General features: G+C 61.2%; 10 protein-coding genes. 6 read left to right on the forward strand and 4 right to left on the reverse strand.

Annotation, left to right across the window (positions count from 1 at the left end; translation table 11 throughout):
* Positions 1-77 precede the first annotated feature (77 nt).
* Positions 78-995 carry a transcriptional regulator MetR gene (gene metR / locus PDR5_RS23140; RefSeq protein ID WP_007953158.1) on the forward strand — a complete coding sequence of 306 codons (918 nt, stop codon included), beginning with the start codon at positions 78-80 and terminating at the stop codon, positions 993-995.
* Here metR and PDR5_RS23145 read toward each other — a convergent pair.
* From PDR5_RS23145 to PDR5_RS23160, 4 genes are read right to left on the reverse strand one after another with little or no spacing between them, the layout of a single operon-like run.
* On the reverse strand, positions 979-1509 hold the full coding sequence (locus PDR5_RS23145) for a GNAT family N-acetyltransferase (RefSeq protein WP_064599166.1): 531 nt from the start codon (positions 1507-1509) through the stop codon (positions 979-981). The two genes, metR and PDR5_RS23145, sit on opposite strands and share 17 nt — an antisense overlap.
* Positions 1510-1511: 2 nt before the next feature.
* Complete coding sequence (locus PDR5_RS23150; protein WP_064599168.1) at positions 1512-2150, reverse strand: LysE family translocator; 639 nt, start codon at positions 2148-2150, stop codon at positions 1512-1514.
* Positions 2151-2173: 23 nt separating this feature from the next.
* The gene (locus PDR5_RS23155) at positions 2174-2608 is read right to left on the reverse strand and encodes an NUDIX hydrolase (RefSeq protein WP_064599170.1); all 435 of its coding nucleotides are present in this window, start codon (positions 2606-2608) and stop codon (positions 2174-2176) included.
* A gap of 57 nt (positions 2609-2665) precedes the next feature.
* A complete protein-coding gene (locus PDR5_RS23160) occupies positions 2666-4024 on the reverse strand; it encodes an HD domain-containing phosphohydrolase (RefSeq protein ID WP_064599172.1) in 1359 nt (452 codons plus the stop codon).
* Positions 4025-4280: 256 nt separating this feature from the next.
* Here PDR5_RS23160 and PDR5_RS23165 point away from each other — a divergent pair, with 256 nt between their 5' ends.
* From PDR5_RS23165 to PDR5_RS23185, 5 genes are read left to right on the forward strand one after another with little or no spacing between them, the layout of a single operon-like run.
* A complete protein-coding gene (locus PDR5_RS23165; protein WP_064599174.1) occupies positions 4281-6554 on the forward strand; it encodes a GGDEF/EAL domain-containing response regulator in 2274 nt (757 codons plus the stop codon).
* Complete coding sequence (locus PDR5_RS23170) at positions 6551-8425, forward strand: putative bifunctional diguanylate cyclase/phosphodiesterase (RefSeq protein WP_064599176.1); 1875 nt, start codon at positions 6551-6553, stop codon at positions 8423-8425. Before PDR5_RS23165 ends, PDR5_RS23170 begins: the two co-directional genes overlap by 4 nt.
* Positions 8422-9369, forward strand: coding sequence for a cytochrome-c peroxidase (locus PDR5_RS23175; RefSeq protein WP_064599178.1), 948 nt, complete (start codon positions 8422-8424; stop codon positions 9367-9369). The genes PDR5_RS23170 and PDR5_RS23175 overlap by 4 nt, the downstream gene beginning before the upstream one ends.
* The gene (locus tag PDR5_RS23180) at positions 9366-11180 is read left to right on the forward strand and encodes a DAHL domain-containing protein (protein ID WP_064599180.1); all 1815 of its coding nucleotides are present in this window, start codon (positions 9366-9368) and stop codon (positions 11178-11180) included. The genes PDR5_RS23175 and PDR5_RS23180 overlap by 4 nt, the downstream gene beginning before the upstream one ends.
* Complete coding sequence (locus PDR5_RS23185) at positions 11177-12580, forward strand: ATP-binding protein (protein ID WP_064599181.1); 1404 nt, start codon at positions 11177-11179, stop codon at positions 12578-12580. Before PDR5_RS23180 ends, PDR5_RS23185 begins: the two co-directional genes overlap by 4 nt.
* The last annotated feature ends 5 nt before the right edge of the window (positions 12581-12585 follow it).

The raw sequence follows: 12585 nt of genomic DNA on the forward strand, positions 1-12585 counted from the left end.
ATTGTCGACAGCCAGAGCAACATGAGACAAACTCAACCTTTTCGTGTTGATCACAAATTTTCCTCATGGAGCCTGCGGTGCTTGAGATCCGTCACCTGAAAACCCTGCATGCCCTGCGCGAAGCTGACAGCCTGGTCGATGCGGCCGACCGCCTGCACCTGACCCAGTCGGCGCTGTCCCACCAGTTCAAGGAGCTGGAAGAGCGCATGGGCATGCCGTTGTTCGTGCGCAAGACCAAACCGGTGCGCTTCACCAGCGCCGGCCTGCGCCTGCTGCAACTGGCCGACGCGACCCTGCCGCTGCTGCGCGCCGCCGAACGTGATATCGGACGTCTGGCCGGTGGCACCGCCGGGCGACTGCACATGGCCATCGAATGCCACAGCTGCTTCCAGTGGCTGATGCCGACCATCGACCAGTTCCGCGATGCCTGGCCGGAAGTCGAACTCGACCTCGCTTCGGGTTTCTCCTTCGCACCGCTGCCGGCGCTGGCCCGGGGTGATCTGGATCTGGTGGTGACGTCCGACCCGCTGGAAATCGCCGGCATCACCTACGTGCCGCTGTTCACCTACGAAGCCATGCTCGCGGTCGCCAATCAGCATGCGCTGGCGAGCAAACCGTACATCGTCCCCGAAGACCTGCTGACCGAAACCCTGATCACTTATCCGGTGGAACGTGACCGCCTCGATATCTTCACCCGCTTCCTCGAACCGGCCGACATCGAACCGGCGCAGGTACGCACCTCAGAACTGACGGTGATGATGATGCAGCTGGTGGCCAGCGGCCGTGGCGTGTGCGGCATGCCGCACTGGGCGCTGCATGAATACAGCTCGCGCGGTTACGTGAAGGGCAAGCGGCTGGGCGAGAAAGGTCTGTTTGCGACGCTGTACGCGGCGATCCGCGCCGACATGCTCGACGCGCCGTACATGCGCGACTTCCTGCTGACGGCCAAGGACACCTCGTTCTCGACCCTGGATGGGGTCAGCGCGGTTCGTTGAGACTGGCGGTTGGCACGAAAGGCTGGGACCACATGTGGATCTTGTCGAAGTAGTCCTCGCCGACCCGCACCGCCATCGGCTCGAGGCCGAACTGGACGAAGCCGCAGCGCTGGTACAGATGAAACGCCGCATCATTACCGGCGGTGACGGTCAATTGAATGACTTTCAGCGCCGGATGCTGCTGCGCTTCCCCCAGCACCGCCTCCATCAATTTCAGCCCCAGCCCGCGCTGACGAAACTCGGCCGACACATACATGCCGAACACCGTTGTCTTGTGCCGGGCCTTCTCCCGAGGCTCGAACGCCAGGCCGACGATCCCCACCAGCCGGCCCTCTTCGAACGCGCCAAACACTGCGTCGAGCTTGCTGGTCAGGCGTGATTCCCACCAGCTCAGCGGCATCACTGCGCGCTCGCGCACACTGGAGGTAAACGCCTGGGGATGCCGGTCATACGCCTCCAGCATCAATTCGCGATAGGCCAGCGCATGACTGGCGTCCAGCCGTTCGATCCACATGTTCAGGCGGCCTTGCGCTGTTCAAGCATCAGCCGCACGGCCAGACCGCTCAGCACAAACCCCATGAAATAACGCTGCGCCGCCAGCCAGGTCGGGTTGTTGACGAACCACGACGCGATGCCCGCCGCGAACAGCGCGATCAGCAGGTTGACGCTGAAACTGACGCTGATCTGGGTCAGGCCGAGGATGATGCTCTGGGTGAACACCGAGCCGTGCTCGGGGGTGATGAACTGCGGGAATACCGAGAGGTAGAACACCGCGATTTTCGGGTTCAAGGCACTGGTGAGAAAGCCCATGGTGACCAGTTTGCGCGAAGAATCCGCCGGCAACTGTTGCGCCTCGAACGGCGAGCGGGCGCCGGGCTTCACCGCCTGCCAGGCCAGCCACAACAGGTACAGCGCGCCGGCCCACTTCAACACTTCATAGGCCATCGGCACGGCGAGAAACACCGCGGTCAAACCGGCGGCCGCCGCGAACAGGTGCACGAAGAACCCCGCCACCACGCCGAGCAGCGAGGTCACCCCGGCGCGACGTCCCTGGCAGATCGACCGCGAGATCAGGTAGATCATGTTCGGCCCCGGCGTCAGTACCATCAGCAGTGCGGCGGCGGCGAAAATCAACAGGTCTTGAAGCGGGATCATGACGAAGTCCTTTGCACGAATGATCAGGCGATCGCAGTCAGCGAGGCTCGATAAAACGGCAGGATCAGGTCGCGTGTCAATGGGGCGAGAACCACATCCCCGTCGGTAGCCGGATCGATCCAGATCACCTCTTCGATCTCGGCGGCCGGAGACACCCTGGCGTCGATGGTCAGTTGAAAGAGTTCGGCCTGCACAACGAATCCCGGCTCGTTGGCGGCGGGTGCCGAGAACTGACCGAGAAAGCTTGCCTGCGCCGGATCGATCACCAGTCCCAGTTCTTCCTCCAGCTCACGGGCCAGCGCATGCACCGGCAGTTCATGGGCTTCAATCTTGCCGCCCGGTTGCATGAACGCCGTGGTATTGCGCTTGCGCACCAGCAGGGTCTGGCCGTCGGGACCGATCAGCAGCGCGGCGGCGATACGGATGATGCGGGGGGAAACTGCGGATACAGAAGTCATGGGTCAGCCACCGGCCTTGAGAAAAGCCGCAAGGATCCCATGCCGGCCGCGCCAGCGTCATCCACCCTGGGCCGCGAGCGTCGTCTCGGGCTCTTGCGGCACCTTGACGAATACCTTGTATTTGCCGCCCTCCATGGCCTCGAAACTGATCAGTTTTTCAACCAGCGGAGCGCTCAGCACTTTGCCGGCGTTGAGCAGCAACATGCCGTTGTCGGCATTGAGGTTGCGCGCGAGGATCATCCCCGCCGCCAACTCCCGGGTGCCCATGACCTTGACGTCCGGATCGGCCAATGTGATGTCGCTGACCATTGCGCAGACCTTGATGAAATCCTCGATCAGCTCGGGATCGTAGAGTTTGCCGGCGTACTGGCGCAGGTACAGCAAGGCTTCATCGCTGTTCATCTGCCGCTCGAGAATCAGCCCGCGCTGCAACTCGACAAAATCCACCGCCAGTTTCAACAGCCGCGAGCCCAAGGGAATGGCCTCGCCCTTGAGCCGGTCGGGAAACCCGCTGCCGTCCCAGTGCTCCTGATGGTGCAGGATCAGCCGCGCGGCATCCTTCATCGGGTCCAGGGTCATCAACAGCGATTCGCTCTGTTTCGGATAAGCCCGATAGCGGTCGCGCTCGGTGCTGTGCAGCAGGTCCGACGGCGTGGTCATCATGCTGTCGGTCCAGCTCAGCTTGCCGATATTGTAGAGCGCGGCGGCCATGGTCAGATCGCGGCTGGCGGCTTCGTCCAGACGGTGCATCTTGCAGTAGCCGCGTACCAGCTCGATGATCTGCCGATTGGTCTGCTTCGCCGGCGGCAGGCGCAGGTTGGCCAGCAACGAGAACATTTCGGTGCCTGTCAGGAAACTGCGCTTGAGCTCCTCGTAGGCGAGGTCGAGCATGTCGGCGGTCTGCTGCAGTTCGGCGGTACGGGCGGCGACGTGTTTTTCCAGGGTGCTGTTGAGCAATTTCAATTGTTCGTTTTGCACTCGCGTCAGTTTTTCCAGACGTTCGCGCTCGCGTGCCAGATGCTGATGCTCGAGGGCCTGACGCAAGGTCAGCAGCATTTCCTCGTCGTTCCAGGGTTTGCTGATGTAACGGTGGATCTGCCCTTCGTTGATGGCCTTGATGATCGCCGAAGGATCGGCGTAGCCGGTGAGCATGATCCGCGCAGTCGCCGGATACCGCTCATGAACAAGAGCCAGCAGCGTGGCCCCATCCATGTTGGGCATGCGCGCGTCGCTCATCACCAGATTCACCGGTTGCTGCTCGAGTATTTCCAGCGCCTGGGCACCGCTGGTCGCCAGCAAGACGTCATAAGGCTGGCCGCGCAGCAGACGGCGCAGGCTGTTGAGAATCGGTTCCTCGTCATCCACCAGCAGTACTTTGGGCCGGGGCGGCGAAATCGGGGCGGACGGCTCTTCCATGGCGAAGCCTCGTGAAAAACGTTGGACATGACTGACGCGCCGGCAGACCTCCCCTGCTTGCCTGCGCTTGAATCACAGGCTAGATGATTTTCGCCGGGGCCGTGTAAATCCTCTGTTACACCGCGACAGGCGAAGTTGCGCCCCTGCAACTATGCTCAAGTAGCTGGACGACACCATCGGCCTGCGCGCAGGCATGTGATGAGGGGAAAAGGATGCTCCCGATGACGAATGTGCGTGAACACACGGGTATTGCGTCATGAGTGCGCAACCCGGACACACCAACCGCCGCGTGCTCATCGTCGACGATACCGCGTCGATCCATGACGATTTCGCCAAGATCCTCAAACCGGCCACGGCTGAAGCCGACAGCCTGGATGAAACGGAAAGCCTGCTGTTCGGCGATGCGTCCTCCGCCCCCGTCGCACCGAAAGACCGTTTCGAACTGGACTCGGCCTATCAGGGCCGCGAAGCGCTGGACAAAGTGGAAGCCGCACTCGCCGCCGGGCGCCCGTACGCCATGGCCTTCATCGACATGCGCATGCCGCCGGGCTGGGATGGCCTGGAAACCATCGAGCGGCTGTGGCAGGTCGATCCCAAGCTGCAGGTGGCCCTGTGCACCGCCTACTCCGATTACTCGTGGGAAGACATCGACCGGCGGCTGGCCCTGACCGATCGCCTGCTGATCCTGAAAAAACCCTTCGACGCGATCGAAATCCGGCAGATGGCCAGCGCCCTGACGGTCAAGTGGCAAATGACCGAAGACGCCGCCATGAAGATGAACCTGCTGGAGCAGGCAGTTCAGGAGCGTACCCGGGAACTGTCCGACGCCAACATCATCGTGCAGAACAGTCCGACCATCCTCTACCGGTTGCGCGGTGAACCGTCGTTTCCGCTGATGTACATCTCCCACAACATCACCCGCTACGGCCATGTCGCGGCTGATCTGGTGGGTTCGGCCAACTGGGCGCAGACGCTGATTCACCCGGACGATCAGCTCAGTGTCGATACCGCCATGGGCCGGGTGCTCGATCGGCATGCCGAAGGCGCCTCCATCGAGTTTCGCCTGCGTACCGGCGCGGGCGACTGGCGCTGGGTGGAAAACCGCTACATCCCGGTGCGCGATCACGACGGCCGCCTGCTGGAAGTCGAGGGGATCATTCTTGACATCACCGAACGCCGGCTGGCCGAAGAGAAAATGGCCTTGCTGGCCCGCACGGACGGCCTCACCGGACTTGCCAATCGCGCCACGCTGATCGAGCGTCTGCATCAGGCCTTCGCCGCCGCGCGTCGGGGAGCGGCACCTTTTGCGGTGTTTTACCTGGATCTGGATCACTTCAAGCGGATCAACGACACCCTCGGCCATCCGGTCGGCGATCTGTTGTTGCAGGCAGTGGCGCAACGGATCAAATCGAATGTGCGAGAAAACGACGTGGTCGCACGTCTGGGCGGAGACGAGTTCGCGATCCTGCAACTGGACGTCAGCGACCCGACCCAGTCTGCTGCCATTGCGACCAAGATCCGCGATGCGCTTCTGGAGCCCTACCAACTGGCAGGCAATGCCTTGCGCATTTCCGTCAGTATCGGCATCTGCCTGTACCGCGCCAACAGTCTGGATGCCGACAGTCTGCTGGCCGGCGCCGACATGGCGCTATACCGCGCCAAGGAAACGGGGCGTAATCAATACCAGTTCCATTCCGAGCAAATCACTCGCGAAGTCGCCGAGCGCATGGCCCTGGCCGAGGAATTGATGACCGCCCTGACTCAGGGAGGACTGAAGCTCGACTACACGCCGGAAGTGGACATGCACAGCGGCAAGATTCTCGGCATGGCCGCGCAGGTCAAATGGCAACATCCCCGGCTTGGTCTGCTGCCAGCGTCGGCCTTCGTACCGGCAGCGGAAAAGACCGGTGCAATCATCCCGCTCGGTCGCTGGATACTGGATCACGCCTGCTGGCAGATGCGCCAGTGGCAAAACGAGGGAGTGGCGCCTCCAGTGATGGCGATCAGGATTTCCCTGGCGCAACTCAAGAGCGGCCCGGAACTCATCTATGACGTGCTGCGCACCACCGCCCGCTGGGAACTGGCACCGTGGGATCTGCGTTTCGATGTCACCGAAGCGACCCTGGCCCAGACCAAATGGACCCACAACGATGTGCTGCCGCGCCTCAGTGAGCTTGGGGTAAAGATCGCCATCGACGATTTCGGCACCGAATACTCATCGTTCGATTACCTGAAAACCTACCGGGTCAATCACCTCAAACTCGCCCAATCCCTGATCGACAGTGCGGCCCAGGATGAAGGCAGCGCCAATACCCTGCGAGCGATCGTCAATTTCGCCCGGGATCTGGCGATCGACATCAGCGCCGAAGGCGTCCAGCCCGCAGATCGGGATGACGCCCTCACCTCTTCGGCCCCGCTGAAAAACGTGCAAGGCCTTTGCTTCAGGGAAGCTGTCAGCCCCGAGCAAGCAGCCCGCCTGCTGAAGGACGGAAACGCGACTGCCCCGCTGCCCAAGGAGGATGAGGGATGAAAACACCTTTTCCCCAGACCAACCGGCGCATATTGATCGTCGACGATACCCCGGCGATCCATGATGACTTTCGCAAGATACTGACCCCGGACACCAGCGGTGCAGCAGACCTGGATACGCTCGAGCAAACGCTGTTCGGCACCCGGCAATCATCGCACCTGACGTTCCAGCTCGACTCCGCCTATCAGGGGCAGGAAGCGCTGAAACTGGTGCAGCATGCGGTGGAAGAAGGCCGGCCTTATGCCCTCGCGTTCACCGACATGCGCATGCCGCCCGGTTGGGACGGCCTGGAAACCATCGAAAAACTGTGGGCGGTCGATCCGAATCTGCAAATCGCCTTGTGCACCGCCTATTCCGACTACAGCTGGGAGGCCATGGCCGAACGACTGGAATTCGGCGATCAGTTGCTGATCCTGAAAAAACCATTCGACACCCTGGAAATCCGCCAGATGGCCAATGCCCTGACCTGGAAATGGCAGTTGGCCCAGGACGCGGCGCTGAAGATGCTCAGTCTCGAGCAGACCATCGAAGCGCGGGTGCATGAGTTGCTCAAGGTCTCGCACCTGTTGCAGTACGACAGCCTCACGGGCCTGCCCAACAGCACCTTGCTCGGTGACCGTCTGACTCAATCGCTGGCCGCTTGCCGGCGCCATGACAAACAACTGGTGGTGATGTTTCTCGGGCTGGATCGCTTCAAACGCATCAACAACGCCCTGGGCCATCCGGCGGGCGACGAGATGCTCAAGCGGGTCGGCCAGCAATTGCTCGCCTGCGTGCGCGAATCGGATTCGGTTTTTCGTTATGGCTCCGACGAATTCGTGGTGATGCTCAGCGACATCAATCACCCGCAGCAGTCGCGCAGCATCGCCGAGAAACTACTGAGCGCTATCCGCACACCACAGACAATCGTCGGGCATGACGTGAGCGTCACGGCCAGTCTGGGCATCAGCCTCTACCCCGATGACGGGCTCGAGGCCATCGAGCTGATCAAGAAAGCTGAAACGGCCATGCGCAGCGCCAAGGAAAACGGACCGAACGAAATCGGCTTCTTCATCGAAGCCATGAACCAGCGCGCCCGGGAACAGCAAAGCATCGAGTCGGGCATTCGCCAAGCCCTGCAACGCCAGGAATTCGTCCTGCATTACCAACCGAAAATCGAGCTGGCCAGCGGCCGGGTAGTCGGTGCCGAGGCACTGGTGCGCTGGCAGAAACCGGGGCATGGCTGGGTCTATCCCTCGGAGTTCATCCCGGTGGCCGAAGACAGCGGCCTGATCGTGCCGCTGAGCAAATGGGTGCTGGCCGAGGCCTGTCGTCATACCCGTGAATGGCAACAGGCGGGATTGCCGCCGATTCGCATGTCGGTCAACACCTCGGCCATCGACTTTCGTCAGCGCCATTTCGTCGAGGGCATCGAGCAGGTACTGGCACAGACCGGGCTCGATCCCCGTCTGCTGGAACTGGAGATCACCGAAGGTGTGCTGATGCAGAACGTCGACGCAACGATGAACGCGCTGGGCAGGCTGAAGGCGCTGGGGGTTCGGCTGGCCATCGATGACTTCGGCACCGGTTATTCCAGCTTGAGCTATCTGCGCCGTTTTCCCATCGATGTGCTGAAAATCGATCAATCGTTCATTCGCGGCCTGAGCCATGACAGCGGTGATGCCGCCCTGGTCGGCGCGATCATCAGCCTGGGCAAGAGCCTGAACCTCAACGTCATTGCCGAAGGTGTGGAAACAGCACAACAGTTGGAGTTTCTCAGGGCTCACCACTGCGAGGAAGGCCAGGGCTTCTATTTCAGCAAGGCCTTGCCGGCAGAGGCCTTCGCCCGTTTGCTGGAGTCTGCTCAACCTGGCACGTGGGGTGTTTCATGAATCGCCCGGGGTCGTTGGTTCTACTGCTCGGTCTGTGCGCAAATGCCATCGCCGCACCGCTGGACGAGCCGCTGAAACCCTTGCCGCCAAAGCCGCACCTGGATGCCAGGCGGGTCGAGCTCGGGCGCCAGTTGTTCCATGACCCGCGATTGTCGATCAATAACACGCTGTCCTGCGCCAGCTGCCATCAACTGGATAAAAGCGGCGCCGACACCCGCGCCTTCTCCAACGGCTTCGATGGTCAACCGGTGGCGGTCAACACGCCGACCGTATTCAACGCCAGCCTCAATTTCCGCCAGTTCTGGGATGGCCGCGTCGAAACCCTGGAAGAACAAAGCAACATCGTGATCACCAGCCCCCACGAAATGGGCAGCGACTGGAACACCGTCGTGCAACGGATCGCTGACGACGCAGCCTATGGTCAGAGCTTTCGTGCCGCCTACCCCGATGCCGTGAGCCGGGCCAATATCCAGAATGCGCTGGCCACCTATGAGCGCACGCTGCTGACCCCCGACTCCCGTTTCGATCAGTACCTGCTGGGCAATACCGATATCCTGACCCTCGAAGAAAAATACGGCTATCAGCGTTTCAAGGAGTACGGCTGCATTGCCTGCCATCAGGGCGTCAACATTGGCGGCAACATGTTCCAGAAATTTGGCGTGTTCGGCGACTACATCGCCGATCGCGGTAACCCGACGGTGGCCGACCAGGGCCGTTTCAACGTGACCGGCGACGAAGCCGACCGCGCCGTGTTCAAGGTGCCGAGCCTGCGTAATGTCGCGCTGACCGCACCGTACTTCCATGACGGCTCGGCGCCCACCCTCGAACGGGCCGTGGACGTGATGTTCCAGTATCAGTTGGGGCGCATGCCGAGCGAAGAAGACAAGACCCTGATCATCCTGTTTCTCAAGACCCTGACCGGCCATCCGGAGGGCCAGCCATGATGAAGGTTTCACGCCGTGTCAGCCTGATGTTGATCGGGCTCGTCGCCGTGCTGCTGGCCTCGATCCTGGTGTTTCTCTACCTCAAGTCCAGCACCGAGCAGACGACGGCCTACACCGAGTCCCGGGACCTGATCCGCCAGATCAAGCAGCAGGACTCGCTGTGGGAAAACGAAATCCTCAAGGCGCGGGTGGCGATCTCCCACAATTACGACCCGCTGGTCTCGCCGATGAGCGAGATGAACCGCCTGTGGGAACGCTTCGACACCATGGAGTCCGGCCACGGGCGCAACGACTCGACACAATGGGACGAAGCCCACGAGAGTTTTCTCAAGGCGATGCAGGAAAAGACCCGGTTGGTGGAGCAGTTCAAGTCGCACAACGCCTTGCTGCGCAACTCTCTGGCGTTCCTGCCGACCGCCGAAGATGACATTCAGGCACAACTGGCCGGCCTGTCCGATCTCGACAAGATTCAGGTGCAGAACATCGCCACCGATACCTATGACCTGCTGCTCAGCGCACTGGAGTTCTCTCAGGTCACCTCCGACGACAAGGCCGCCGATATCGTCCTGGGCCTGAACAAACTGGCGGTGAACGCGCAACGCCTGCCCCAGGACTTTCAAGCCCCGATCAGGATCCTGAGCAATCACATCAGCCTGATCCTGCGCGAGCAGCCGATCGTCAACCGCTTGCTCGAGGAGATTGAGGCGGTTCCGGTGGCCGAGCGCCTGGACAACATCACCAACATGCTCAACCGGGATCAGCAGCGGGTCGAAAAAATCGACAGGAAATATCACTTCTATCTGCTGCTGTTCTCGGTCCTGCTGATGCTGTCGCTGCTGTGGCTGGCCATCCGTCTGATCCGCAGTTTCGCCGAGATCAACCGGGTCAACGCAGCCCTGCAAACCGCCAACGATGTGCTGGAGCAACGGGTCGACGAGCGCACCCGGGAGCTCAAGAACGCCCAGAGCGAACTGCTCGACGCCGCACGCCAGGCCGGCATGGCCGAGATCGCGACCAACGTGCTGCACAACGTCGGCAACGTGCTCAACAGCGTGAACATTTCCTCCGACCTGATCGCGCGCAAGTTACGCAACAGCAAGACCCTGGGGCTGGGCAAGGCCATGCAGCTGATCAACGAACACCCCGACGACCTCGGCCAGTTCCTCAGCGAAGACCCCAAGGGCAAATTGCTGCCCGGTTATCTCAATCAACTGGTCGTTGCCATCGCCCAGGAACAGCAGGAAATGGTCGACGAACTGAACCAGATGAACAAAAGTGTCGATCACATCAAGGACATCGTCGCCACCCAGCAATCCTATGCCGGGGCCAGCAGCCTGACCGAGCCGCTGTACATCAGCGAACTGCTCGAAGACGCCCTGCGCATGAACGCCGGAGCCCTGACCCGGCACCACGTCACAGTGGTCAGGGACTACGCCGAAGTGCCGCAGGTGATGGGTGACAAACACCGTTTGCTGCTGATCCTGATCAACCTGATCAGCAACGCCAAATACGCGATGTCCGACCTCAGCAACCGCCCGCGCACCATCACCCTGGGCGTAAAAATCGTCGACGGGAATTATCTGGAAATCAGCGTCAAGGACGATGGCGAAGGTATCGCCCCGGAAAACATGACGCGGATCTTTGCCCACGGTTTCACCACCCGCAAAGAGGGCCACGGCTTCGGCCTGCACAGTTGCGCCCTGGCGGCCATCGAGATGAACGGCCACCTCACGGCCCACAGCGACGGACCTGGCCAGGGCGCCCTGTTCACCTTGCAGATTCCGCTGATCGCGGTAACGGAGAACGCATGAGCGAATTGTCGAACCGCCGCATTCTGCTGATCGATGACATGCCGTCGATCCACGAAGACTTTCGCAAGATCCTTGCCCCGGCTTCAGCGCAGTCGGCAGAGATGGACGAAATGGAAGCCGCGCTGTTCGGCGAAACCGCCAGACCCCGGCGAGCGGTTTTCGAACTGGACTCGGCCTACGGAGGGGAAGAAGGCCTGGCCAAACTCAACCTGGCCTTGCAGGAACAATGTCCCTACGCCCTGGCGTTCGTCGACATGCGCATGCCCGACGGCTGGGACGGGGCGCAAACCATCGAAGCGCTGTGGCAGCGGGATCCGCAGTTGCAGGTGGTGGTCTGTACCGCCTATTCCGACTATTCCTGGGACGAATTGCTGGATCGTCTGCACGCCCATGACCGGCTGCTGATTCTGAAAAAACCCTTCGACAACATCGAAGTCCAGCAGATGGCCAACACCCTTCTGACCAAATGGCAGATGACCGAGCGCGCGTCGCTGCAAATGCATCACCTGGAACATCTGGTGGATCAGCGTACCGCCCAGTTCAAGCAGGCCAGCGAAGCCTTGCAGCGGGAAATCGACGAACGCAAACAGCTGGAAGGCCAGTTGGTGCAATCGGAGAAGCTCGCTTCGCTGGGGCAACTGGCCGCTGGCGTCGCCCATGAAATCAACAATCCGATCGGTTTCATTTCCTCCAACCTCGGCACGCTCGACGGCTATTTCCAGCAACTGCTGGCCATGCTCGGCGCCTATCACACCGCCGGGCAAACTCTGCCCGCCGAACTGGCTGGGCAGTTGCAGCAATTGCGCGAGGACCTCGAACTGGATTTTCTGCTCGAAGACATTCCGGTGCTGATCAGGGAATCCAAGGAAGGCATCGCTCGGGTCGGCCAGATCGTCAGGGACCTGAAGGATTTCTCCCGGGTCGACAGCCATCAGGAATGGCAGTGGGCCAATCTGCAACAGGGCATCGAATCGACCCTGAACATTGTCGCCAGCGAGCTCAAGTACAAGGCCGATGTGATCAAGGAATATCAGGATCTGCCGGACATCGAATGCCTGCCCTCGCAAATCAATCAGGTCATCATGAACCTGGTGGTCAACGCGGCGCAGGCAATGGGCCCGGAGCGCGGCACCATCACCCTGCGCACTGGCGTGCAGGGAGAATCGGCAGTCATCGAAGTCGCCGATACGGGCTCGGGTATTGCACCCGAAACCCTGCAAAAGATCTTCGACCCGTTCTTCACCACCAAACCGGTCGGCCAGGGGACGGGCCTGGGCCTGTCCCTGTCCTATGGCATCGTGAAAAAACACGGCGGTGACATTTCCGTCAGCAGCAAACCGGGATTCGGTACGACGTTCCGCGTGCAACTGCCGTTGCGCCAAACCCGGCCGGCGGCCTGATGCCT

It is taken from the genome of Pseudomonas sp. DR 5-09, from assembly GCF_001655595.1.
In the GTDB taxonomy this organism is placed as follows: Bacteria; Pseudomonadota; Gammaproteobacteria; order Pseudomonadales; family Pseudomonadaceae; genus Aquipseudomonas; species Aquipseudomonas pharyngis.

Coding starts and splice junctions, on each gene's coding strand:
- PDR5_RS23180 (WP_064599180.1), top strand. CDS start 9,366: ATGATGAAGGTTTCACGCCGTGTCAGCCTGATGTTGATCGGGCTCGTC.
- PDR5_RS23155 (WP_064599170.1), bottom strand. CDS start 2,608: ATGACTTCTGTATCCGCAGTTTCCCCCCGCATCATCCGTATCGCCGCC.
- PDR5_RS23165 (WP_064599174.1), top strand. CDS start 4,281: ATGAGTGCGCAACCCGGACACACCAACCGCCGCGTGCTCATCGTCGAC.
- PDR5_RS23170 (WP_064599176.1), top strand. CDS start 6,551: ATGAAAACACCTTTTCCCCAGACCAACCGGCGCATATTGATCGTCGAC.
- PDR5_RS23160 (WP_064599172.1), bottom strand. CDS start 4,024: ATGGAAGAGCCGTCCGCCCCGATTTCGCCGCCCCGGCCCAAAGTACTG.
- PDR5_RS23145 (WP_064599166.1), bottom strand. CDS start 1,509: ATGTGGATCGAACGGCTGGACGCCAGTCATGCGCTGGCCTATCGCGAA.
- PDR5_RS23175 (WP_064599178.1), top strand. CDS start 8,422: ATGAATCGCCCGGGGTCGTTGGTTCTACTGCTCGGTCTGTGCGCAAAT.
- PDR5_RS23150 (WP_064599168.1), bottom strand. CDS start 2,150: ATGATCCCGCTTCAAGACCTGTTGATTTTCGCCGCCGCCGCACTGCTG.
- PDR5_RS23185 (WP_064599181.1), top strand. CDS start 11,177: ATGAGCGAATTGTCGAACCGCCGCATTCTGCTGATCGATGACATGCCG.